22 protein-coding genes are annotated in these 21969 nt (G+C 68.0%); 13 read left to right on the top strand and 9 right to left on the bottom strand.

The window, feature by feature from the left end:
* Positions 1 to 48 precede the first annotated feature (48 nt).
* The 9 genes from ACP4XC_RS18835 to ACP4XC_RS18795 all read left to right on the top strand — a co-directional run bounded on the left by ACP4XC_RS18835 (position 49) and on the right by ACP4XC_RS18795 (position 10142).
* The gene (locus ACP4XC_RS18835; protein ID WP_427172232.1) at positions 49 to 1794 is read left to right on the top strand and encodes a nitrite/sulfite reductase; all 1746 of its coding nucleotides are present in this window, start codon (positions 49 to 51) and stop codon (positions 1792 to 1794) included.
* Positions 1791 to 2597, top strand: a complete 807-nt coding sequence (locus ACP4XC_RS18830; RefSeq protein ID WP_427172231.1) for a phosphoadenylyl-sulfate reductase — start codon at positions 1791 to 1793, stop codon at positions 2595 to 2597. The genes ACP4XC_RS18835 and ACP4XC_RS18830 overlap by 4 nt, the downstream gene beginning before the upstream one ends.
* The gene (cysD, locus tag ACP4XC_RS18825) at positions 2594 to 3541 is read left to right on the top strand and encodes a sulfate adenylyltransferase subunit CysD (protein ID WP_427172230.1); all 948 of its coding nucleotides are present in this window, start codon (positions 2594 to 2596) and stop codon (positions 3539 to 3541) included. The genes ACP4XC_RS18830 and cysD overlap by 4 nt, the downstream gene beginning before the upstream one ends.
* Positions 3541 to 4983 (top strand): sulfate adenylyltransferase subunit 1, encoded by a 1443-nt coding sequence (locus ACP4XC_RS18820; protein WP_427172229.1) that lies wholly within the window; start codon positions 3541 to 3543, stop codon positions 4981 to 4983. The genes cysD and ACP4XC_RS18820 overlap by 1 nt, the downstream gene beginning before the upstream one ends.
* Positions 4984 to 5187: 204 nt before the next feature.
* Positions 5188 to 6354 (top strand): RtcB family protein, encoded by a 1167-nt coding sequence (locus tag ACP4XC_RS18815; protein WP_427172228.1) that lies wholly within the window; start codon positions 5188 to 5190, stop codon positions 6352 to 6354.
* A 224-nt stretch (positions 6355 to 6578) separates the two neighbouring features.
* Positions 6579 to 7751: an ABC transporter substrate-binding protein gene (locus ACP4XC_RS18810; protein ID WP_427172227.1), complete on the top strand. Its 1173-nt coding sequence runs from the start codon at positions 6579 to 6581 to the stop codon at positions 7749 to 7751.
* Between the two features lie 44 nt (positions 7752 to 7795).
* Positions 7796 to 8521 (top strand): ABC transporter ATP-binding protein, encoded by a 726-nt coding sequence (locus tag ACP4XC_RS18805; RefSeq protein WP_427172226.1) that lies wholly within the window; start codon positions 7796 to 7798, stop codon positions 8519 to 8521.
* Positions 8511 to 9512, top strand: a complete 1002-nt coding sequence (locus ACP4XC_RS18800; protein ID WP_427172225.1) for an ABC transporter permease — start codon at positions 8511 to 8513, stop codon at positions 9510 to 9512. Before ACP4XC_RS18805 ends, ACP4XC_RS18800 begins: the two co-directional genes overlap by 11 nt.
* A 333-nt stretch (positions 9513 to 9845) precedes the next feature.
* The gene (locus ACP4XC_RS18795) at positions 9846 to 10142 is read left to right on the top strand and encodes a putative quinol monooxygenase (protein ID WP_427172224.1); all 297 of its coding nucleotides are present in this window, start codon (positions 9846 to 9848) and stop codon (positions 10140 to 10142) included.
* Between the two features lie 265 nt (positions 10143 to 10407).
* On the opposite strand, the gene ACP4XC_RS18790 is transcribed toward ACP4XC_RS18795, so the two are convergent.
* A complete protein-coding gene (locus tag ACP4XC_RS18790; protein WP_427172223.1) occupies positions 10408 to 10899 on the bottom strand; it encodes a cupin domain-containing protein in 492 nt (163 codons plus the stop codon).
* Positions 10900 to 10974: 75 nt separating this feature from the next.
* Here ACP4XC_RS18790 and ACP4XC_RS18785 point away from each other — a divergent pair, with 75 nt between their 5' ends.
* The 3 genes from ACP4XC_RS18785 to ACP4XC_RS18775 all read left to right on the top strand — a co-directional run bounded on the left by ACP4XC_RS18785 (position 10975) and on the right by ACP4XC_RS18775 (position 14550).
* Positions 10975 to 11625 (top strand): TetR/AcrR family transcriptional regulator, encoded by a 651-nt coding sequence (locus ACP4XC_RS18785; RefSeq protein ID WP_427172222.1) that lies wholly within the window; start codon positions 10975 to 10977, stop codon positions 11623 to 11625.
* Positions 11626 to 11698: 73 nt separating this feature from the next.
* A complete protein-coding gene (gene cobA, locus ACP4XC_RS18780; RefSeq protein WP_427172221.1) occupies positions 11699 to 12970 on the top strand; it encodes a uroporphyrinogen-III C-methyltransferase in 1272 nt (423 codons plus the stop codon).
* A gap of 113 nt (positions 12971 to 13083) precedes the next feature.
* Positions 13084 to 14550: an FAD-dependent oxidoreductase gene (locus tag ACP4XC_RS18775; protein WP_427172220.1), complete on the top strand. Its 1467-nt coding sequence runs from the start codon at positions 13084 to 13086 to the stop codon at positions 14548 to 14550.
* A 141-nt stretch (positions 14551 to 14691) separates the two neighbouring features.
* Here ACP4XC_RS18775 and ACP4XC_RS18770 read toward each other — a convergent pair whose 3' ends face one another.
* The 3 genes from ACP4XC_RS18770 to ACP4XC_RS18760 all read right to left on the bottom strand — a co-directional run bounded on the left by ACP4XC_RS18770 (position 14692) and on the right by ACP4XC_RS18760 (position 16532).
* Complete coding sequence (locus ACP4XC_RS18770; RefSeq protein ID WP_427172219.1) at positions 14692 to 15273, bottom strand: hypothetical protein; 582 nt, start codon at positions 15271 to 15273, stop codon at positions 14692 to 14694.
* Between the two features lie 104 nt (positions 15274 to 15377).
* Positions 15378 to 16193, bottom strand: coding sequence for a DUF1206 domain-containing protein (locus tag ACP4XC_RS18765; RefSeq protein WP_427172218.1), 816 nt, complete (start codon positions 16191 to 16193; stop codon positions 15378 to 15380).
* A 48-nt stretch (positions 16194 to 16241) separates the two neighbouring features.
* Entirely contained in the window at positions 16242 to 16532 is a 291-nt protein-coding gene (locus ACP4XC_RS18760) for a hypothetical protein (protein WP_427172217.1), read from the bottom strand.
* A 94-nt stretch (positions 16533 to 16626) separates the two neighbouring features.
* Between ACP4XC_RS18760 and ACP4XC_RS18755 the strand changes: the two genes are divergently transcribed.
* Entirely contained in the window at positions 16627 to 17163 is a 537-nt protein-coding gene (locus tag ACP4XC_RS18755) for a hypothetical protein (protein ID WP_427172216.1), read from the top strand.
* Between the two features lie 52 nt (positions 17164 to 17215).
* Here ACP4XC_RS18755 and ACP4XC_RS18750 read toward each other — a convergent pair whose 3' ends face one another.
* From ACP4XC_RS18750 to ACP4XC_RS18730, 5 genes are all read right to left on the bottom strand, one after another.
* The gene (locus ACP4XC_RS18750) at positions 17216 to 18499 is read right to left on the bottom strand and encodes an MFS transporter (RefSeq protein WP_427172215.1); all 1284 of its coding nucleotides are present in this window, start codon (positions 18497 to 18499) and stop codon (positions 17216 to 17218) included.
* Between the two features lie 124 nt (positions 18500 to 18623).
* Positions 18624 to 20042, bottom strand: coding sequence for a rhodanese-like domain-containing protein (locus tag ACP4XC_RS18745; RefSeq protein WP_427172214.1), 1419 nt, complete (start codon positions 20040 to 20042; stop codon positions 18624 to 18626).
* Between the two features lie 96 nt (positions 20043 to 20138).
* Positions 20139 to 20435, bottom strand: coding sequence for a rhodanese-like domain-containing protein (locus ACP4XC_RS18740; protein ID WP_427172212.1), 297 nt, complete (start codon positions 20433 to 20435; stop codon positions 20139 to 20141).
* A 10-nt stretch (positions 20436 to 20445) separates the two neighbouring features.
* The gene (locus ACP4XC_RS18735) at positions 20446 to 21288 is read right to left on the bottom strand and encodes a sulfite exporter TauE/SafE family protein (protein WP_427172211.1); all 843 of its coding nucleotides are present in this window, start codon (positions 21286 to 21288) and stop codon (positions 20446 to 20448) included.
* On the bottom strand, positions 21285 to 21929 hold the full coding sequence (locus ACP4XC_RS18730) for a rhodanese-like domain-containing protein (protein ID WP_427172210.1): 645 nt from the start codon (positions 21927 to 21929) through the stop codon (positions 21285 to 21287). Before ACP4XC_RS18730 ends, ACP4XC_RS18735 begins: the two co-directional genes overlap by 4 nt.
* Between the last annotated feature and the right edge of the window lie 40 nt (positions 21930 to 21969).

The following is a 21969-nucleotide window of genomic DNA, read 5'->3' as shown; positions in this document are numbered from 1 at the left end:
GTTTCTGACCCTTTGTGACGGCTTTCGGGTGCGCCCTACAGTCGATGCATGACTGATACAGCTCTAGCCGGAGCGTCCGCGGACTCCGCCGCCGCCAAGCGACCCGCCCGCCCCTCACGCCCGGCAGCGAAGCCGCACGGCCAGTGGAAAGTTGACGGCACCACGCCGCTGAACGCCAACGAAACCTGGAAACAGGAAGACAACGGCCTGAACGTGCGCGAGCGCATCGAGTCTGTTTACGCCAAGCACGGCTTCGACTCCATCGACGGCACAGACCTGCACGGCCGCTTCCGCTGGTGGGGCCTCTACACCCAGCGCAAGCCCGGGATCGACGGCGGCAAGACCGCCACGCTCGAGCCGCACGAGCTCGAGGACAAATACTTCATGCTCCGCGTCAGGATCGACGGCGGCGCGCTCACCACCGAACAGCTGCGCGTCATCGGCCAGATCTCCGTGGACTTTGCCCGCGACTCCGCCGACCTCACGGACCGCCAGAACATCCAGTTGCACTGGATCCGCGTGGAGGATGTGCCGGAGATCTGGCGCCGCCTCGAAAGCGTGGGCCTGTCCACCACCGAGGCCTGCGGCGACGTGCCCCGCGTGATCCTCGGCTCGCCGGTGGCCGGCATCGCCAAGGACGAGATCATCGATCCCACGCCCCTCATCAACGAGCTGGCTGAACGCTTCATTGGCGATCCCGAGCTGGCCAACCTGCCGCGCAAGTACAAGACCGCCATCACCGGCCATCCCAGCCAGGACGTGGTGCACGAGATCAACGACTTCGGACTGGTGGGCATGGTCCACCCCGAACTCGGCGCAGGCTACGACCTGTGGGTGGGCGGCGCGCTGTCCACCAACCCCATGCTGGCCAAGCGGCTCGGTGCCTTCGTCAGGCCCGAGGAAGCCGCGGAGGTGTGGCTCGGCGTCACGAGCATCTTCCGCGACTACGGCTACCGCCGCATGCGCACCAAGGCCCGCCTGAAATTCCTCCTGGCCGACTGGGGCCCGGAAAAATTCCGCCAGATCCTCGAGGACGAATACCTCGGCTTCAAGCTCGCGGACGGACCCGCCGCACCCAAGCCCACCACCCCGGGCGACCACATCGGCGTGCACGAACAGAAGGACGGCAAGTTCTTCATCGGCGCCACCCCGCTGGCCGGACGCCTCTCCGGTAGCCAGCTGGTGAAGCTTGCCGAGACCCTGGAAGCCCGCGGCTCGCAGCGGCTGCGCACCACCCCGCACCAGAAGATCGTGGTCCTGGACGTCGCCAAGGACCAGGTTGAGCCGCTCGTGGCCGAGCTCGACGCACTGGGCCTGTCCGCCCGTCCGTCCGTGTTCCGCCGCGGCACCATCGCCTGCACCGGCATCGAATACTGCAAGCTCGCCATCGTCGAAACCAAGGTCACGGCCGCCACCGCCGTCGCCGACCTGGAACGGCGCCTCGCGGACCTCGCGGACAGCGGCCAGCTGCCCCACGCTCTGTCCCTGCACATCAACGGCTGCCCCAACTCCTGCGCCCGCATCCAGACCGCGGACATCGGACTCAAGGGCATGATGCTGCCGACGCCCGACGGCGACCCCACTCCTGGTTTCCAGGTCCACCTGGGCGGCGGGCTGGCGTCCTCGGACCGCGACGAGGCAGGCCTCGGCCGTACCGTCCGCGGCCTCAAGGTCTACGTTGAGGACCTCCCCGACTATGTGGAGCGTGTGGTCCGGAAGTTCGTCGCCGACCGCGCCGAGGGCCAGACCTTCGCCGAATGGGCCCACGCCGCCGAAGAAGGAGACCTGCAATGAGTCCCCAACCGCTCCCCAACCTCGCCGGCTCGGCCGGGAACCCCGGCGGTCGTGGCCCCTCCTTTGGCATCGACCCGGTCGTTGAACCGGCAGCACCCGCCAGGCTCCGCACCCACGACGAGCTCAAGGCCCTTGCCGAAGCCGGCGCCGCCGAGCTCGGCTGGGACGCCCCGGCGCGCGAGGTGATCTCCTGGGTGGCGCGCAACTTCGAGCTGCCCGCAGTGGCGGTGGCGTGCTCCATGGCCGACGCGGTCCTCCCGGCGCTCGTCGCCGACCAGCTTCCCGGCGTCGACGTCCTCTTCCTCGAGACCGGCTACCACTTCCCGGAAACCTACGCCACGCGCGACGAGGTGGCCGCGAACCTGCGCGTCAACGTGGTGGACGTGCTGCCGGAGAACACCGTGGAGCAGCAGGACCGCCTCCTCGGCAAGGACCTCTTCGCCCGTGACGCCGCCCAGTGCTGCGCCCTCCGCAAGGTGGCCCCGCTGCGCCGCACCCTGGCCGGCTATGAGCTGTGGTTCACCGGCGTGCGCCGCGATGAAGCCCCCACCCGCACCAACACCCCGCTGATCACCTGGGACGAGGCCAATGGCCTGGTCAAGGCCAACCCGGTCGCGGCGTGGAGCTTCGACCAGCTGGTGCAGTACTCCGACGACAACCTCCTTCCCGTCAACCCGCTGCTTTCACAGGGCTACCCGTCCATTGGCTGCCAGCCCTGCACCCGCAAGGTGGCGCCCGGCGATGACCCCCGCGCCGGCCGCTGGGCAGGAACCGACAAGACAGAATGCGGACTACACGTATGAGCACTTTCCTAACTGAGGAGCCCACCCAGGTGACTGACTCCGCCGTATCCACGCGACTCTCCTCCCTGGACACCCTCGAGTCCGAAGCGATCCATATCATCCGCGAGGTCGTTGCCGAGTTCGAGAAGCCCGCGCTGCTGTTCTCCGGCGGCAAGGACTCCGTGGTGATGCTGCACCTGGCCACCAAGGCGTTCTGGCCGGGCAAGGTCCCGTTCCCGGTGCTTCATGTGGATACCGGGCACAACTTCCCCGAGGTCATCGAATTCCGTGACCGGACCGTGGAGCGCCTCGGCCTCACGCTCGTTGTCGGTTCCGTCCAGGAGTTCATCGACCGCGGCGAACTGGCCGAGCGTGCAGACGGCACCCGCAACCCGCTGCAGACCGTACCGCTGCTGGACGCGATCCAGCGCAACAAGTTCGACGCCGTCTTCGGCGGCGGCCGCCGCGACGAGGACAAGGCCCGCGCCAAGGAGCGCATCCTGAGCCTGCGCGACGAGTTCGGCCAGTGGGACCCGCGCAACCAGCGCCCCGAGCTGTGGAACCTGTACAACGGCCGCCACACCGTGGGTCAGCACGTGCGCGCGTTCCCCATCAGCAACTGGACCGAGCTGGACGTGTGGCGCTACATCGAGCGCGAAAACATCGACCTGCCCGGCCTGTACTACGCCCACGACCGCGAAGTCTTTGCCCGCGACGGCATGTGGCGCGCAGTGGGCGAGGTCTCCCAGCCCCGCGACACCGAACAGGTCATCACCAAGACCGTCCGCTACCGCACCGTGGGGGACATGTCCTGCACCGGCGCCGTGGAATCGGCCGCCGCCACGGTGCGCGACGTCGTCATCGAAGTTGCCGCCTCCACCATCACCGAACGTGGCGCCACCCGTGCGGATGACCGCATCTCCGAGGCCGCCATGGAAGACCGCAAGAAGGATGGCTATTTCTAATGAGCACCGAAATCGACACAGCCCGGGCGGCTGCCCTTCTTGACGAGGCCCCCCTGGCCCACGCTTCTCTGTTCCGCTTCGCCACCGCCGGATCGGTCGACGACGGCAAGTCCACCCTGGTGGGCCGGCTCCTGCACGACTCGAAGGCGATCCTCGCCGACCAGCTCGACGCCGTCGCCCGCACTTCCGCGGACCGCGGGTTCGGCGGCTCAGGCGCCACCGACCCCAACGGGAAACAGCGGATCGACCTCGCGCTGCTGACCGACGGCCTGCGTGCCGAGCGGGAGCAGGGCATCACCATCGACGTCGCCTACCGCTACTTCGCCACGGACCGTCGCAGCTTCATCCTGGCCGACTGCCCCGGGCACGTGCAGTACACCAAGAACACGGTGACCGGCGCGTCCACTGCGGATGCCGTCGTCGTGCTCATTGACGCCCGCAAGGGTGTCCTGGAGCAGACCCGCCGGCACCTGTCCGTGCTGCAGTTGCTGCGCGTGGCGCACGTGATTGTGGCCGTGAACAAGATCGACCTCGTGGACTTCAGCGAGGACGTGTTCCGCGAGATCGAGGCCGACGTGCAGAAAGTCGGCCGCGAGCTGGGGCTCGGTTCCGACGGCATTGCCGACCTGCTGGTGATCCCGGTGTCCGCGCTCGACGGCGACAACGTGGTGGACCGCTCGGACCGCACGCCCTGGTACAACGGCCCCGCGCTGCTGGAGGTCCTCGAGACCCTGCCGGCCGCCGACGAACTCGAAAGCCACCTGGAGAGCTTCCGCTTCCCGGTGCAGCTGGTGGTCCGGCCGCAGGGCGCCCTGGCTCCCGACGCCGTCGCCGGCGGCCTCGACGTCGAAGCGTACCGCGACTACCGCGCCTACGCCGGACAGATCACCGAAGGCTCCGTCAAGGTGGGGGACAAGGTCAGCGTCCTGACGCCCGGCCAGGCACCCCGCAGCACTACCGTGACCGGGATCGACTTCGCGGGCCGGGAGCTCAGCGAGGCCGTGGCGCCGCAGTCGGTGGCGCTGCGCCTGGCCGACGAGTTCGACGTGGCCCGTGGTGACACCCTCGCAGCCGCGGGCACCGTCCGGGAATCCTCGGCCGACCTGTACGCGGCGCTGTGCTGGCTGTCCCCGAAGCCGCTCCGCGAGGGCTCCAAGGTACTGGTCAAGCACGGCACCCGCACGGTCCAGGCCATGGTCCGGAGCGTCAGCGGCAAGCTGGACCTGGCCACCTTCAAGCTTGAGGGCGCTTCCAGCCTGGAGCTCAACGACATTGGACATGCCCAGTTGCGGCTCGCCGCTGCGCTGCCGTTGGAAAACTACCTGCACCATCGCCGCACTGGCGCGTTCCTGGTGATCGACCCGCTGGACGGCAACACACTGGCCGCCGGCCTTGTCAACGACCACCCCGGCGACCACGAGGATGAGCGCTACAGCATCTAGCGGGTTTAGTCCCGGGGCCGCCCGGCCCGCCCGAGGGGCCACCAGCGACATGACCGCAGCTTGTTTGCCAGACCCAGCCCTGACAGGCCGGTTTCGCAAACAAGCTGCGGTTTTCTTGTGACCTCCCCAAACACCCCGCGGGTCAGTAGTCTGCAGGGATCAGTGGTCTGTGAGAGTCCAGGGGCGGACCGGGACGGGGGTGCCGTGGAAGTCATCAACAGCCGGCTCATCAGCTGGGCCTCGATCCTGGATGACGCCACCCGCGAGCAGGCCGTGCTCACGGCCCAGCTGCCCATCATCTATCCCCACCTGGCACTGATGCCGGACGCCCACCTCGGCCTGGGCGCCACGGTGGGATCCGTCATCCCCACGCTCGGCGCCGTCATCCCCGCCGCCGTGGGCGTCGACATCGGCTGTGGCATGATCGCCGTCCGCACGCAGTACGCCCTCAAGGAACTGCCCAAGGACCTCAGACGGCTGCGGGAAGGCATTGAGCACGCCATTCCGCTGTCCGCAGGCCATTTCAACCACAGCATCAGCGCCACCGCCGTACCCCGCATCGCCGAACTGCGGCGCAGGGCGGCCCACGCGCACTTCGACCCCGCCCAGTACGCCGCGAACTGGACCCTCCAGCTCGGATCGCTGGGTTCGGGCAATCATTTCATCGAGGTGTGCGCGGACGAGGCGGACGCCGTCTGGCTGTTCCTGCATTCCGGCTCCCGCGGCGTGGGCAACAAGCTCGCCCAGCGGCACATCGGCGAGGCCCGGAGCCGGGTCCAAAGCGGGCAAATCGTGGTGCCCCACCCGGACCTGGCCTACCTCGGGGAAGGCACCCCCGAATTCGACCGGTACATCAGGGAGCTCGGCTGGGCCCAGCACTTCGCCCTGCTGAACCGCGAGGAGATGATGGATCGGGTGGTCCGGCAGTTTGAGTCCTGGATCGGCGGCCGTGTCCGGGAGGCGGAGCGGATCAACTGTCACCACAACTTCACTGCGAAGGAATGGCATTACGGGAAGTCCGTCTGGGTCTCGCGCAAGGGCGCGATCAGGGCCCAGGCGGGAGATCCCGGGCTGATTCCCGGCTCCATGGGCACGGCGTCGTACATTGTGGTGGGGCTGGGGAATCCCGTGTCCCTGAACTCCTCGCCGCATGGAGCGGGGCGGGAATACTCGCGCAACGCCGCGAAGAAGGCCTTTTCGCTGGCCGAGCTGAAGACCGCAATGCGGGGCATCGAATTCCGTCCCAGCGAGGCATTCATCGACGAGATCCCGGCGGCCTACAAACCCATCGACCAGGTGATGCGCGACTCGGCGGACCTCGTCAAGATACGGCACAAGCTCCGGCAGCTCGTCAACGTTAAGGGCGATTAATCCTCTGAGGAGCCGGATCGCGGGCCCGCATATGACGCTGTATGAACTCGCGTGACCCCGGGTTTCCGGACCGTTGAACCGGTTCCCGGCAGTCCCTATGGTGAACGAATGACAACTATGGATCGGCTCTCCCACGGCCCCCGCGACGAGTTCCGGGGGCGGTGTCGCCGGCGCTGACCACCCGCCCGGCCTCCCCGCACGCCCTCACGAACAGGACTTCCCGCATGTCATCCCCCTCGAATAGCACCACCCCCGGCCAAACCCCTGGAACCACCCGGATCGTGGCCGGCGAATCCCGCAAGCCCAGGCGCAAACGCACGCTGGAGATCAGCCTGGCTGTAGGCCTCGCGCTGCTCATCGGTGCCGGCGCCGCGATTGCCTCCTCGGTGTCCCGCGACAACGAAGCCGCGCCCGCCGCGGCCGGGGGCTCCCCGGCCGCCGAACTCAAGCTCGGCTACTTCGGCAACATCACCCATGCCCCGGCCCTGATCGGGGTCAGCAAGGGGTTCATCGCCAACGACCTTGGCGCCACCAAGCTGACCACGCAGGTGTTCAACGCCGGGCCCGCAGCGATCGAGGCCCTCAACGCCGGCGCCATCGATGCCACGTATATCGGTCCCAACCCGGCCATCAACTCCTATGTCAAGAGCAAGGGCGAGTCAATCAGCATCATCGCCGGGGCCGCTTCCGGCGGCGCGCAGCTGGTGGTCAAGCCGGGCATCAACTCGGCCGCGGACCTGAAGGGCAAGAAGCTCGCCACGCCGCAGCTCGGCGGCACGCAGGACGTGGCACTGCGGGCGTGGCTCGGCAAGCAGGGGTTCAAGACGTCCACGGACGGCAGCGGCGACGTCGCCATCAACCCCACCGAGAATGCCCAGACCCTGAAACTGTTCCAGGACGGCAAGCTCGACGGCGCGTGGCTGCCGGAACCCTGGGCCTCCCGCCTGGTGCTTCAGGCCGGCGCCAAGGTGCTGGTCGATGAGAAGGACCTGTGGGAGAAGGGCGAATTCGTCACCACCGTCCTGATCGTCAACAAGAAGTTCGCGGCCGAGCACCCCGCCACCGTTCAGGCACTCCTCAAGGGCCACGTTGAATCCGTGAACTGGCTCAACAAGGCACCCTCCTCCGAGAAGGCCACCGTCCTCAACGACGCGCTCAAGGCGGCCGCCGGCTCCGCGCTGCCGGCGGACGTCATCGACCGGTCCCTGAAGAACATCGTCTTCACCACCGACCCCCTCGCCGGGACGTACCGGAAACTGCTTCAGGACGGCGTCGAGGCCGGCACCACCAAACAGGCCGACATCAACGGCATCTTCGACCTCACCGCCCTCAACAGCGTCCTTGGCGAGGGCGCCACGGGCACGAAGGTTTCAGCGCAAGGCCTGGGCAAGGACTAGCCAGTCCCTGCCTCCAGCCCGCCAACAGAAGTAAGGACGTGACCATGCCAGTCGTACTGGAAAACCTGGGCAAGCGCTTTGGCGACGGCGCTCCGGTGCTGGACAACGTCAACGCCACGATCGGGCAGGGTGAGTTCGTCGCCCTGCTCGGCGCGTCCGGCTGCGGCAAGTCCACCCTGCTGAACATCATGGCGGGACTGGAGGCCCCGACGTCGGGCGCCCTCGAGGTGCCAAGCGACGGCGCCGCCTTTATGTTCCAGGACGCTGCGCTGTTCCCTTGGCTGAACGCCCGGGAGAACATCGAGCTGGCCCTGAAGCTGCGCGGCGTCGGCAAAGCCGACCGCAAAGTCAAGGCCAACGAGCTCCTGGACCTCGTGCACCTGGGCGGCGCGGGGGACAAGCGCCCGCACGAGCTCTCCGGCGGCATGCGCCAGCGCGTGGCCCTGGCCCGCTCGCTCGCCCAGGATCGGCAGCTGCTGCTGATGGACGAACCGTTCGCGGCCCTGGACGCGATCACGCGCGACCTGCTGCATGACGAGCTGGAACGGATCTGGAAGGAAACCGGGCGCACCATCGTTTTTGTCACCCACAATGTCCGCGAAGCCGTCCGGCTGGGCCAGCGCGTGCTGCTGCTCTCCTCCCGGCCCGGCCGCGTGGTGCGGGAGTGGCACGTCAGCGAAGAGCACCGCACCGACGCCGGACTGGCCGGCCAGCTCACCGGCGAAATCACCGCCCGGCTACGCGAGGAGATCCGCCGTCATGCCAAGTAACTCTGTGTCCCAGTATGCCCAGGCCGCCGAGCCGGTCGAGACGTCCCCCGTCCCGGGCCCGGCGTCGGGCGCGGCGCCCGGCGCGGGCTCCGGTGCGGTCTCCATTACCGCGGCCCTGACCCGGTCCTCGACCGGCCCGGCCGACCTGCGCGAGCTCGAGGCCGGGCTGGACTCACTCCAGTCCGACTCAGTGCGGAAGGCCCGCATCGAGTGGAGCCGGATCCTGCTCCCAGTGGCCGCGCTCGCGGTCCTGCTGATCATCTGGCAGCTTTACGTGTCCCTGGGCATCAAGCGGCGGGATCTGGTGCCCGGTCCGTTGGATGTGCTGGGTCAGATCGGAACTCTCTGGGGCGAGGGGAAGCTGCAGGAAGCGGTGTGGACCTCGCTGCAGCGCGGGCTTGTCGGCTTCCTGATCAGCGTTGCCATCGCCACCCCGGTGGGGCTTCTGCTGGCCCAGGTCGCGCCGTTGCGCCGCGCCTTCGGGCCGCTGATCTCCGGGCTGCAGGTGCTGCCGTCCGTGGCATGGGTGCCTGCGGCCATCATCTGGTTCGGGCTGACCGACGCCACCGTGTACTTCGTGGTGTTCATGGGTGCCATCCCCTCGATCATCAACGGGCTGATCTCCGGCGTGGACCAGATCCCGCCGCAGTACCGCAGGGTCGGGAAAGTCCTAGGTGCCTCCCGGCTCCAGCTCGCACTGCAGATCATCCTGCCCGCCGCACTGCCGGGCTACCTGGGCGGACTCAAGCAGGGCTGGGCCTTCTCCTGGCGCTCACTGATGGCCGCGGAAATCATTGCCGTGGGCGGAACCATCGGATTCGGCCTCGGCTCGCTGCTGGACCAGGGCCGGGTATTGTCCGACATGACCACTGTAATGGCTGCCATCCTGCTGATTCTCGCCGTCGGCATCCTGATCGAACTGCTCGTTTTCGCCCCGATCGAAAAGCGCCTGCTCCGCCGTCGCGGCCTCCTGGCCGGCAGCACCCGCTAGGACCCGTAACAGCAGAGCGGAACCACCAAAACCCAAACGCAAGGGCCCGACGGCGATTCCCGCCGTCGGGCTCTGGCGTTTCCGGCGGGAGGCCCTATGCACGTCAGCAGGGTCAGCCGCCACTAGACCCTGCACAGCTGCCTGAAGCGCGCCCGAACGCCGTCGGGATCCCCGCGCTGCGACGTCAAGCCAGTGCTGCGCCCGCATTCGGCCGCCTACGTCATGCAGGAGCGCGGGACCTTCCTGATGGCCCTTGTCCCACCGGGGGCATCGGCCTAGACTCGCGCCAAGGCCGGCCCTCGGCCCGATTCCACAACTCTTGAGGAGACAGCCGTGGCGCCAAAATACGGAGTGCTGGCACTGGTCGAAGCCAAGCCGGGGAAGGAACAGGATGTCTGGGACTTCCTCAACGGCGGCCGCGAGATCGTGCTCGATGAGCCCGGCACGCGGACCTGGTACGCCTTCCGGGTCAACGAGAACACGTTCGGCATCTTTGACACCTTTGACACCGAAGAGGACCGGCAGGCCCACCTGAACGGAGCCATCCCCGCGGCCCTCGGCGAACACGGCCCGGCGATGCTGGCCAAGGACCCCGAGATCAAACTCGTCGAACTCATTGCCGTGAAGTAGGCGCGCCGCCTGCGGAGCTGGGGAGCGGGAGCAGCTTCGGACCCGGGGGCACTGCAGAACGGGGGCACAGGAGCTGGGGAGCGGGGGCAGCTTCGGACCCGGGGGCTCTGCAGAACGGGGGCACATTGACGCGGACACGCCGTCATTTTGGGCCCGAACCGGCTGCTCACGTCTTCAAAGTGCCCCTGGACGGCGCGCCCCGGCCCCCTGGACGGCGCGCCCCGGCCCCCTGGACGGCGCGCCCCGGCCCCCCGGACGGACGGCGTTAGTCGAACGGGGGAGGACCCACGATTTCGATGCCGCCATTGACCCGCCCGGATTCCCGGATCCGGTCAAAGTCCACCACCCGCGCAGCACTGTCGTCAGCGCCAACGGGCTCGCTGGCACCAAAGTAGAAGGCCTGCGCGCCGCCGGGAGTGTGCAGGCAGAGCACGCGGGTGCCCTCCCGCAGGACCTTGAACGCGTGGGGAACGCCGCGCGGGGCGATGGTGACTCCACCCGCCGCGACCCGGTGCTCCGTGCCGTCCATGTTCATCAGGATCTCGCCAGCCAGAATGTACATCGTTTCGTCGGAGTCCGGATGGGTGTGCATCGGCGTGACCTTGTCCAGCGCCATTTCATCCTCGAAAAGAAGAAACGCCCCCGCGGTGTCCTCCTCCGTCGCCTTCCAGGTCTGCACTCCGCCGCCGAAGAACCAGCGCCTGTCCCCTTCGCCGGGCTGCCGGACTATTGCGGATGCTAAATTTTTCGTCTCCATGATGGTCGCCTCGATGCTTTACGGAGCACTTATGGGACTGTTGTCCCGTAACAAGACTGATGTACCATAAAGGACATGTCAAGACCCTACGTGGATGCCGGCCGGACGGGCCAAAAGCGCCGCACCTTCGATGCCCTGGTGGCAGCGGCCCGCCAGCTCGTGGCGTCCGGCACGTCCCCCACCGTGGACGACGCCGCGCTCGCCGCCGGCGTGTCCCGCAGCACCGCCTACCGCTACTTCCCCGGCCAGCGGGAGCTGCTGGCGGCCGCCCACCCCGAAACCGCGCGCACGTCGATGCTGCCGGAAAATCCCCCGGAAGACGTGGCCGAGCGGCTGGACGCCGTGGTGGCCGAGTTCACCCGGATGATCGTCGAAACCGAGGCGCAGCAGCGGACCATGCTGCGGCTCTCGCTGGAACCTGCCGACGGCCCGCAGCCGCCCCTTCCGCTCCGCCAGGGCCGGGCCATCGGTTGGATCGCCGAGGCGCTGGCCCCACTGCGGAAACAGCTGACCGACCAGGAGATCCACCAGCTGGTGCTGGCGATCCGCAGCGCCACCGGAATCGAATCCCTGGTGTGGCTGACGGACGTGGGCGGCCTGAGCCGGGAAGCCGCCGTCGCGTCGATGCGATGGACCGCCGGCGCCCTGCTCCACCATGCGCTGTCGGGCGGCCTGCCGATATTTGACCCGGCCCATTCCGCGGCAGGCCGCCCACAAGCAATATGACGCAGCGTTACCTTGCGTGAACTGGTGTTTCCGCGCCGTTGTTCCGTATGTGACGCCGCCCTATCGTCGATTTATGGCAATTCAGGATATTTACCCCACGGCACTGCGCCTGCTGGGCCGCCCCGTGCTGGTGGTGGGTGGCGGACCGGTGGCCACGCGCCGCGCCAAGGGGCTGCTCGACGCCGGCGCACGCGTCACCGTGGTGGCCCCCGTTGCCTCCGCGGCGCTCAACGATCTGGCCGACGCCGGCCTTCTCACCTGGGAGCAGCGAACCTACCGCACGTCCGACGTCGACGGTGTCTGGTTTGTCCAGACCGCCACGGGTGATCCGGCGGTGGACACCCGGGTGGCGTCCGACGCCGAGGCGCAGCGCGTCTGGTGCGTCAACGCCTCGGACCACGAGGCCTCAGCCGCCTGGACCCCGGCCGTGGCCGTGGTGGACGACGTGCACATCGCCGTGAATGCGGGCGGGGACCCGCGCCGCGCGATGGCCCTGCGCGATGCCGTGGCCACCGCGCTGGAAACCGGGGACCTGCCGCTGCGCCGTCGCCGCGCGTCCACCGGTTCAGTGGCCCTCGTGGGGGGCGGCCCCGGCGACACCGGGCTCATCACCGTCCGCGGCCGCAGGCTGCTGGGCCAGGCCGACGTCGTAGTGGCCGACCGTCTGGGCCCGCGCGAACTGCTGGACGAACTCGCCCCGGACGTCCGCGTCATCGAGGTGGGCAAGACCCCGGGCCACCATCCCGTGCCGCAGGCCGAAATCAACCGGATCCTCGTCGACGAAGCCCTTGCCGGCCACCGTGTGGTCCGGCTCAAGGGCGGGGACCCCTACGTCCTGGGCCGCGGCGGCGAGGAAGCCGAATACTGCCGGCAGCACAGCGTCGAGGTGGAAGTGGTCTCGGGGGTGACCTCCGCGATTTCGGTTCCCGCGGCAGCCGGCATTCCTGTGACGCACCGCGGCCTGGCCAAGGGCTTCAGCGTGGTGACCGGCCATGAGGAGCTCTCCGAGGTCCCGGCCCGCGCCGACCACACCATCGTGCTGCTTATGGGAGTCGCCCAGCTCCGCGAGTCCGCGGCCGCGCTGGCTGATGCCGGTTTGCCTCAGGACACTCCGGTTGGCATCGTGGAGAATGGCTATTTGCCGAACCAGCGCGTGACCATTGGCACCCTTGGCTCCATCGCTGACCAGGCGGAGGCCACCGGCATCGCGAATCCGGCGGTGATCGTTATCGGTGACGTGGTCCGCGTGAGCCCGTTCGCGCCGTCGCACTTCAAGACCTCCGACTACAGCACCACCTCCCCGAACACGCCCCGCACCCCTAAGACCCGAGTCCTGACCCCGTAGCCCCCTAGTCCCCGTAGCCCTACCCAACTAGCTCGCATTAGATGCCGCTATGAGCCCTCATAACGACATCAACTGCGAGTCAGTTGGGCCGTGACAGAAAAAGGAACACAGCCGTGTCAACAAACACCCCTGTAGGAACCGCCGCCCGCCCGCTGCGTGTTGCCGTCGTCGGCTCCGGCCCCGCCGGTGTTTACGCCGCGGACATCCTCACCAAGAGCGAGGCCGTCAAGAGCGGCGAGCTCACCGTGAGCATCGACCTCTTTGACCGCTACCCGGCACCCTACGGCCTCATCCGCTACGGCGTGGCCCCGGACCACCCCCGCATCAAGGGCATCGTCAATGCCCTGCACAAGGTCCTGGACCGGGGAGACATCAGGTTCTTCGGCAACGTGGACTACGGCACGGACCTCTCCATCGAGGACCTCCGCACCCACTACGACGCCGTCATCTTCGCCACCGGCGCCATCAAGGACGCGGACCTGAACATCCCCGGCATCGAACTCGAAGGCTCCTACGGCGGCGCGGACTTCGTCTCCTGGTACGACGGCCACCCGGACGTCTCCCGCGAATGGCCGCTGAACGCCAGGGAAATCGCCGTGATCGGAAACGGCAACGTGGCCCTGGATGTGGCCCGCATGCTCTCCAAGCACGCTGATGACCTTCTGGTCTCCGAAATCCCCGAGAACGTGTACGCCGGACTGAAGTCCTCCCCGGTCACCGACGTCCACGTGTTCGGCCGCCGCGGCCCGGCCCAGGTGAAGTTCACCCCGCTGGAACTGCGCGAACTGGCCCACTCCAAGGACGTTGACATCATCCTCTACCCGGAGGACTTCGAGTTCGACGAGGAATCCGACCGCCAGGTCCAGAGCAACAACCAGACCAAGACCATGGTGGGCACCCTCACCAACTGGATCGCCGAGCAGCCCGAGGACCTGTCCGAGCTGAAGGCCTCCCGCCGCCTGCACCTGCACTTCCTGCACAGCCCGGTTGAGGTGTACGACGACGCCTCCACCCCCGGCCGCGTTGCCGGCATCAAGTTTGAGCGCACCGAGCTGGACGGCACGGGCAACGCCCGCGGCACCGGCGAGTACGTGGACTACCCGGTCCAGGCCGTGTACCGCGCAATCGGCTACTTCGGCTCCGCCCTGCCCGAGGTCGAGTTCGACCACAAGAAGGGTGTTGTGCCGAACGACGGCGGCCGCGTCCTGGACGCTGCCGGCAGCCGCATCCCGGGCCTCTACGCCACCGGCTGGATCAAGCGCGGCCCGGTGGGGCTCATTGGGCACACGAAGGGCGACGCCCTTGAAACAGTGACCTACCTGCTCGAAGACCGTGGCAACCTGCCGCTGGCCGCGGCGCCTGCGCCGGAGACGATCGTCGAACTGTTGGACGCCCGGGGCGTGCAGTTCACCAGCTGGGAAGGCTGGCTCGCGCTGGACGCCCACGAGCGTTCGCTCGGCGAGAAGGCGACGGCGGAAGCAGCCGGCAACGGCGTGGCCCTCACCCGTGAACGCGTCAAGGTTGTTCCGCGCGAGAATATGGTGTCCATCTCGCGCGACGGAGTTGCCGCCAGCGTCTAACGCTCATGTGCACTGGTGCGGGGTCGCTTTGCGCCGTTCGGACGGACGGCGCAAAGCGACCCCGCGGGTCTTTAACACAGGTCCGTAACACGGTGCTTTACGAGGACGGCGGCGCCTTAAAGCCTCGCCGGAAAAGGCCCGTCAGAACTCGCCGTTGATGAAGCCGATGACGATGGCGGTCCACCAGCACGCCTGCGAGAGGCTCAGGCACGCCAGCATGTGGAACCGTTGCCCGGGGGTCAGGTCCCGGAACGTGGCTTGCGGCGGCAGCTTGACCAGCCGCCGCATCAGCGGGATGAGCATGATGCCGTTCAGGATGAGCACCAGGACGGCGGCGAGCTTGAGGTCCGTCATGGGGCTGGTCAGCTTTGGGTCCAGGAGTGATCCGCTGGCCAGCAGCACGGCCACGCCGCCCCAGATCAGGGGCGTGGCAGCGCCGTCGAGGCGGATGGTCTCGGAGAGTTCGCGGCGTCCGAGGAGCCAGAGGAGTCCGTGCCAGTCCACCAGGAGGATGGCGCCGAACGACAGGACCAGGCCCATGATGTGAATGATCACGGCAATGGAGTGCAGGGTCCCCTCCGTGTGGACGGAACCTGCGATCAGCAGGGAGACCAGCCAACCTAGGGCGGCGGCCAGACTCAGCGCCACGACGAGCCGCCGGGTGGAACGTTCGGATTCGCGCTGTTTTCTTGCCGTGCGCCTGCTGACTGCGATGTAACTCATGGCTCACCTCGGAGCGCTCGCGCCTTAGCCGGTGACTAGCTCCACGATAGTCCCGCCCGCGCAGGGCCAACAAGCGGCCTGAGCGGCGGAACGGAGCCGGCAAGCTACATCCGGCCGAACCTGGACCGCAGCAGGGCGAAGGTGCCGTAGCTGACGAACCCGGCCCCGATGGCGGCCAGCAGGTACGGCCCGAAAGGGTGGTCCCGCAGGGCCTTGAGGCTGCCGTCGAGGCCCGTGGACTGGCCGGGATCATTGGTGGCCGCGGCAACAACAAACAGCAGCCCGGCGAGGTTCAGGGCCACCCCCTTGGCCACGTGCCCGGCTACGCCCAGCGCGCTGATGATCCGGCCGCGGCGCGTTCCTTCGAAGTGGTGCAGCTCCTCTTTGAACTGCTTCCGGACCCCCTTCACGATGAAGTAGATCCCGATGCCGAAGACCGTCAGGCCAAGCCCAATCAATGCGGGAACCCCCAACGGCCCGCGGACCAGCGCCGTGCTGAGGTCTTTTGCGGAATCGCCCGAATCCCCGCCCATGCCTACGGCAAAGCCGGCAAAGCTCAGGCCCACGCTTCCGTAGGCAACAGCCAGGAACCCCGAGGAGACGAGCTTGCCGAGGCGCCGGCCTGCAGGCAGATGGCGCGCCCGGAGCGTGGCCTCGCTCAACTGCCAGAGGGCAAGGCCGGCGCAGCCCACCATTCCCGCCCACATCACCGCAGGCCCCCAGGGGTTGGCTGCGAGCTGCGCTATGGCGCCCGTCGGCTCCGCCTGGCCCTGGTGGCCGAACGCCAGCGCGATCGCGATGGCCCCGATGATCACGTGGAGGAGCGCCATCACGGCAAACCCTGCGCGCGCGACGAGGTCGAGCGCCTTGGTATTTGAGGCCGCCTCCGCGGCGTCGGCCGCTTCGTCCAGGGGTGTCATGGGGTCCATTGCCGTGTGCGGGGCCTGTGCGCCAGTGGTTCCTGACGCCTAGCCGTTCATGGGTCCCACGGCGTGAACGTTTTCCGATCCCGGGCCCGTGAGCTTCACCGTGCACCGGACAACGAGCCGGTCGGGGGCGTTTTCGACGTCGACCAGCGTTTCTCCAGGCTGCAGGACCGCGTAGCTCTCCTCGCCGGCTTCCACTTCGAATCCCCTTCTGACGGCGTCCTGGGTTGCGTTCTCCAAGGCCTCCCGGCGAAGCTCAGCCAGGTATCCGGGTTCGTCCGCCCGGGCGGCGTCACCAAAGGCCCACCCGAATAGGGTTCCAGTTTCTTCCATGAAGCCGAGTTTACGCACGAAAGGGCCTACCAACATATTCGTAAGTGTGCTTAGTATAGCGGGACGAATCGGCACAACTCTAAGGAATAACACCATGGCAGGAAATCTTGTTGCCCGCTCCATCCATGATCTGACCGCAGGCGCGTGGTTCGGCGGTTCCCTGATGGGCGCTATCGGGCTGAACGGCGCCGCGGCCGAAGCGAAGGATCCCACCGAGCGAACCCGTCTTTCCAGCCTGGGTTGGAAGAAGTGGGCCCCGTACCAGACCGGGGCGTTCACCGCGCACCTCCTGTCCGGCCTGGCGATCATGTGGGAGAACAAGGGACGCATGGCAAAGCAGGAAGGCGTCACCCGGCTGAGCATCTACAAGACCGTGGTGACCCTTGCGGGGGCGGCGGTGACGCTGTATGCAGGGCTGCTCGGCAGCAAGGTGGAAAAGCTGGCAGGCGAGGGTGCTGAGGGTGCCACCGAGCCGAAGCCCGGCGCTTCCGAGGAACTCCAGTCCGCCCAGAAGCAGCTGAAGATCCTGCAGTGGGCCATCCCCGTCTTCGCGGGCTGGGTGATCGTGCTCGGCGCGAAGCACGGCGAGATGCAGCGGCCCAAGAACGTTTTCAAGGGCCTTCGCAGCTAAACGCCGCCCTTCCAGGCTTCCGGCCCCGGCAGCGCAACTCCCGGCCCCCGGCTTAAGCCGGGGGCCGGTGGTCTGCGCCCCGCATCCGCACGGCCACGAGGATGCCGGACGCGCCGGTCAGTACGGCCACCACGATCACCGCCGTCGGGATGCCGTATGCATCCGCGATCAGACCGGAGAGAAGAGCCCCGACGGCGAATCCGCCGTCGCGCCACAGCCGGTAGATCCCCACGGACCGGGCGCGCCACTGGGGGTGCGCCACATCGCCGATCGCGGCAAGCAGGGTGGGATAGACCATCGCCGTGCCCGCTCCCAACAGGACTGCGGCGGCAAGCCAGGTTCCGAAGTCGCTGCCGAGCGCCACCATGGCCAGGGCCGCCGCCTGGATGAGCATGCCGCCAACGATCAGGGGCTTGCGGCCGATCCTGTCCGAGAGCGCGCCGGTGACAAGCTGGCCCGCACCCCAGACCGCCGGATATACCGCGGCGAGGATCCCGATCTTCTCAACGCTCAGGCCTGCCGCGGCGAACAGGACGGGGAACAGGCCCCAGGCCAGGCCGTCGTTGAGGTTATTCACCATGCCGGCCTGGCTGACCGAGGACAGGGACTTGTCGCGGAAGCTGGTCAGGGTGAAGACTTCGCGGTTGCTGAGCTCGGAGTGGGCGCCGGCGTGGACGGTAGTGTGGTCGGCGGCCTCGGCCTTGGCATGGTGGTGCGTTTCGCGGATGGTCAGGACGGAGAGCCCCAGCCCGACGGCGATGAAGGCGGCGCCGAGCAGGAACGGCCCCGGGCGAAGCCCATAGGTGGAGGCGATGTAGCCTGTGGCGACGGCGGTGCCGGCCACGCCTAGGTAGCCGGCGGCCTCGTTCAGCCCCATCGCCAGGCCGCGGCGGGACGGACCCACGAGGTCCATTTTCATCATCACGGTGGTGGACCAGGTAAGGCCCTGGCTGATGCCAAGGACCACGTTGGCCGCCACGATCCAGCCCCACGACGGTCCGAAAATCAGCAGCAGCGGAACGGGTAGCGCAATCAGCCAGCCGGCCACGAGGACCGGCTTGCGGCCATAGCGGTCCGAAAGGGTGCCCGCGAAGTAGTTGGTGCCGGCCTTCGCCAGCCCGAACGCAAGAATGTAGGTCAGGGCGCTCGTGTAGAGGTCCAGGTGAAAGACGTTCCGGGCCAGCAACGGCAGGACTGTCCGTTCCTGGCCGAGCGTGCCGCCCACCAGGGCGTTGACTGCGACGAGCAGCATAAATTGGGCCAGGTTCTGCCGCAGCCCCAGCGTGATCGCGGGCAGGGTGCCGTGCCGCTGTGGATTGTTGTTGCCGGGCGTCATCGCAGCTCTCCAGGTTCAGGGTATAGGGAACAACCGAAGGCGGCGGCCGGATGTTCCGTGCCGCCGCCAACAGTGGTGGGTTTCTACTTGCAGCAGGGCCGTCGTCCGGCCGTTTGAGTCTCTGCTAGCTGGCCGAAACGGACTCCATGGACTGCTGGCGTGCGCTCCACGCGGCCCAGCCGGCGTAGCTGCCGTCGAGTTCGACGACGTCGTAGCCCTGGTTCCGCAGGACGCTGGCGGCGACCGAGTTGCGGACCCCGCTCTGGCAGTAGCTCACGATCGGGCCGCCGGTGGGGAGCTGGTCCAGGTTCCACAGCACGCGGCCGCCGCTGAGCTGGGCCGATCCCGGGATGTTCCCTGCGGCATGCTCGGTGCGGTTGCGGACGTCCAGGAGCAGGGACCGGTCGAAGCCTTCCAGTTCTTCGGGCTGGATGACCCGCGGGGTGGCTGCAGGCAGTCCCTCGAGGCCGGTGACGTAGCCCGCCACGGCGTCCAGGCCCACGCGGACCAGATGGTCCCACATGTCCTGGGCCTGCTCCTGGTTCGCGGCCAGCAGCACCAGTGGACGGGAATCTCGCTCGGGATCCACAGCCCAGGCGCCGAAGCTGGCCGTGGACTTCCCGGCGGGGATATTCAGGGCGCCAGCCACGGTGCCTTCGTGCACGCGCTCATGGTGGCGGGTGTCCACGAACGTGACGGCGTTCCGGGCCAGGTCCTGGGCCACGGTTTCGGCGTCGAGCTCTTGCAGGGGGGCGCGTTCGCCCATGATGGCCGGGCCCTGACGGTTTTCGCGCTTCATGCGGCCGAAGTAGGCGTGGGCGTCGGGCTGGCCGTCGAGGAGCTCGTCGATGAAGCCCTGCTCGTCGTTGGCGGCGAGATAGGGGCCCCACCAGGCATAGAGGCGCTCATAGCCAACAGTCGAGGAGGGAATGGCGCCGAGGGCCTTGCCGCAGGCGCTGCCGGCTCCGTGGCCCGGGTGGACCTGGACGTAGTCGGGCAGGGTCAGGAACTTGTCCCGCAGGCTGGCGAAGAGCTGCTTGGCTCCGGCGAAGCGGGTGTTGACCCCACCGGCGGCCTCGTCGAGCAGGTCAGGGCGGCCGAGGTCGCCGGAGAACACGAAGTCGCCGGAGAGCAGGTAGCCGGGCTGGTCGCTGAAGGCGCCGTCGGTGACCAGGAAGGAGAGGTGCTCGGGGGTGTGGCCGGGGGTGTGCAGGGCCTTGATGGTGATGTTCCCGATGGTGATTGTGCCGCCGTCGTACAGCCGCCCGGCGTCGAAGCCGTACTGCCAGTCGGGGCCGCCCTCACCGGAGACGTACATGGCGGCGCCGGTCGCGGCGGCGAGTTCGCGGGTGCCGGAGAGGTAATCGGCGTGGATGTGGGTCTCGGTGACGGCCACGATTTTCATCCCGTTGGCCGCGGCGAGCTTCCGGTAGACGTCAATGTCGCGGCGGGGGTCGACCACGACGGCTTCACCCTTGCGCTGGCAGCCAATGAGGTAGCTGGCCTGGGCAAGGTCTTCGTCGTAGATGCGCTCAATGAGCATGGGGCTCTCCTTCTGAAAGTGGTGGGGGAGTGGTGCGGGATCCGGTTGCCCGGGTGGCTTGGTGCTGTGGCGGGTTGTGCGGCCGGGCAGTGCCGGTTAGGCGGTGGGCAGCCCTGCGCGTGACCAGGCGATCATGCCTCCGGCCATGGTGTCGGCGGTAAAGCCGGCGCCGTTGAGGGCGTCCGCAACGTGTGCGCTGCGGTTGCCGCTGCGGCAGATGGCAATGACGGGGACGGCGGCATCCAGCTCTGAGAGCCGGGCCTGGAGCTGCCCCATGGGGATGTGAAGGGCGCCGGGGATCATGCCCTCGGCGACCTCGAAGTCCTCGCGGACGTCCAGGAGCTGTGCCTGGCCGCGCCGCTGATCGGCTTCGGTGACGGTGATTTCTGCCATGGTGGTCTCCTTACTGGATGTGCTGGATAGGGTCCGCGGGGAGCTGGTGGCTCCCGTGCTGGGCCGGGGCTGCGCTGTACTGGCCGGGACCGGCCAGTGTGCTGATGGTGCTCGCGGTGACCCAGGCGGCGACCGCGAAGATCAGGACGGCGAACGAAATTCGGACGTGGGAGTCCTTGAGCCTGCGGGCAAAGCGGGCCGCGAACAGGGAACCGAGGACCGCCGGGACCGCGAAGGACAGGACCACCGGCCAGTTGACGGTGAAGCCCGCGGCATGGGCGGCGAAGCCGGCGGCCGAGTTGACCACAATGATGGCCAGCGAGGTCCCCACCGCCTGTTTCATCCGCAGCCCCAGGAAGAGGGTGAGTGCCGGCGTGATGAGGAACCCGCCACCGACGCCCAGGAGACCGGTGAGGAAGCCCACCAGCAGCCCCACAGCCACGGCTTTGGGAGCGCAGGAACGGAAGGCCCGGTTGGGCCCTGTGCTGCAGGAGCCCTCGGTTTCCGTGGTGCGGGTCAGCATGCGGATTCCGGCGATCACCATGATGGCGGCGAAAGCCAGCATCAGCACGTTCGGATCCAGCAACCTGCCCACGGCCGTTCCGGCCCAGGCGGCCGGGATTCCGGCGCCGCCCACCAGTAGGATCACCGGCCAGTTGAGGCCTTCGCGCAGGCGCGGCACCAGCGCCGCAAGCGAGGAGACTCCCACCACGAGCAGTGAGGTGGGGATGGCCTCTGCGGGGCTCAGGCCCACACCGTAGACCAGGGCGGGGACGGCGACGATGGACCCGCCGCCGCCGACCACGCCCAGCACTATCCCGACCACGAGCCCCAGAATCAGGGCCGGGATCATGCCGCCTGCGCCTCGTCCTGGCCGGTCCTGTCGGCCGCTACGGGCAGCTGCAGGATGGCCGATTCGCGGGTGGGCTCTTTGGCCGCTTTGTTCCACGGCATGGCTGACAACGCCTGGCCCATCGCGCAGGTATTGGTGGCGGCGGAGAAGGTCAATCCGGTGCCGATGGCGCCCGCGAGCAACCGGATCTTTGGCGAGACGAACCTGCCGCCGGCCAGGCCCAGGACCACGAGGGAACCGGCGGCCAGGCGCACCTGGCGTTCGAGGTCCCAGCGTCGCTTGCCCCGGACAACCTCGCCGCCTGCGGCTGCGAAGCCGGGAACGCCGCCGGTCAGGACATAGGCGGTGCCGATGCCCGCCCCACCAAGGCGCTGGCGGGCCTGTTCAGCACGCGCTCCGGACTGGCAGACCAGCACCACCCGGCTGCCAAGGCGGGCGGCGAACTCCTCGGTGTGCTCAGAGAGAAGGGGCAGCGGAACGTTGTAGGAGCCGCGGATGTGCATGGACTCGAACTCGGCCGCCGAACGCACATCGATCACGACGAGGTCCTGGTGTTCCTGGAGCCAGTCGCGCAGGGCTTCCGGTTCAAGTGAGGTCACAGCCGGGGCTGCCGTGGGGGCTGATGTGGTGGGAGAAACCATGGGGTCCTTTCAAGACGGGCAAATCTGTATACCCCACCGA

The sequence above is a fragment of the Arthrobacter sp. 92 genome (assembly GCF_050260325.1).
In the GTDB taxonomy this organism is placed as follows: Bacteria; Actinomycetota; Actinomycetes; order Actinomycetales; family Micrococcaceae; genus Arthrobacter.
Note: the sequence above shows the minus strand (reverse complement) of the source record. Positions and strands in the feature narration are given on the sequence as shown.

Bases quoted from the DNA above. Each gene is read 5' to 3' on its own strand.
- ACP4XC_RS18835 (WP_427172232.1), top strand. From the start codon at position 49: ATGACTGATACAGCTCTAGCCGGAGCGTCCGCGGACTCCGCCGCCGCC.
- ACP4XC_RS18830 (WP_427172231.1), top strand. From the start codon at position 1,791: ATGAGTCCCCAACCGCTCCCCAACCTCGCCGGCTCGGCCGGGAACCCC.
- cysD (WP_427172230.1), top strand. From the start codon at position 2,594: ATGAGCACTTTCCTAACTGAGGAGCCCACCCAGGTGACTGACTCCGCC.
- ACP4XC_RS18820 (WP_427172229.1), top strand. From the start codon at position 3,541: ATGAGCACCGAAATCGACACAGCCCGGGCGGCTGCCCTTCTTGACGAG.
- ACP4XC_RS18810 (WP_427172227.1), top strand. From the start codon at position 6,579: ATGTCATCCCCCTCGAATAGCACCACCCCCGGCCAAACCCCTGGAACC.
- ACP4XC_RS18805 (WP_427172226.1), top strand. From the start codon at position 7,796: ATGCCAGTCGTACTGGAAAACCTGGGCAAGCGCTTTGGCGACGGCGCT.
- ACP4XC_RS18800 (WP_427172225.1), top strand. From the start codon at position 8,511: ATGCCAAGTAACTCTGTGTCCCAGTATGCCCAGGCCGCCGAGCCGGTC.
- ACP4XC_RS18790 (WP_427172223.1), bottom strand. From the start codon at position 10,899: ATGGAGACGAAAAATTTAGCATCCGCAATAGTCCGGCAGCCCGGCGAA.
- ACP4XC_RS18785 (WP_427172222.1), top strand. From the start codon at position 10,975: ATGTCAAGACCCTACGTGGATGCCGGCCGGACGGGCCAAAAGCGCCGC.
- cobA (WP_427172221.1), top strand. From the start codon at position 11,699: ATGGCAATTCAGGATATTTACCCCACGGCACTGCGCCTGCTGGGCCGC.
- ACP4XC_RS18770 (WP_427172219.1), bottom strand. From the start codon at position 15,273: ATGAGTTACATCGCAGTCAGCAGGCGCACGGCAAGAAAACAGCGCGAA.
- ACP4XC_RS18765 (WP_427172218.1), bottom strand. From the start codon at position 16,193: ATGACACCCCTGGACGAAGCGGCCGACGCCGCGGAGGCGGCCTCAAAT.
- ACP4XC_RS18760 (WP_427172217.1), bottom strand. From the start codon at position 16,532: ATGGAAGAAACTGGAACCCTATTCGGGTGGGCCTTTGGTGACGCCGCC.
- ACP4XC_RS18755 (WP_427172216.1), top strand. From the start codon at position 16,627: ATGGCAGGAAATCTTGTTGCCCGCTCCATCCATGATCTGACCGCAGGC.
- ACP4XC_RS18750 (WP_427172215.1), bottom strand. From the start codon at position 18,499: ATGACGCCCGGCAACAACAATCCACAGCGGCACGGCACCCTGCCCGCG.
- ACP4XC_RS18745 (WP_427172214.1), bottom strand. From the start codon at position 20,042: ATGCTCATTGAGCGCATCTACGACGAAGACCTTGCCCAGGCCAGCTAC.
- ACP4XC_RS18740 (WP_427172212.1), bottom strand. From the start codon at position 20,435: ATGGCAGAAATCACCGTCACCGAAGCCGATCAGCGGCGCGGCCAGGCA.
- ACP4XC_RS18735 (WP_427172211.1), bottom strand. From the start codon at position 21,288: ATGATCCCGGCCCTGATTCTGGGGCTCGTGGTCGGGATAGTGCTGGGC.
- ACP4XC_RS18730 (WP_427172210.1), bottom strand. From the start codon at position 21,929: ATGGTTTCTCCCACCACATCAGCCCCCACGGCAGCCCCGGCTGTGACC.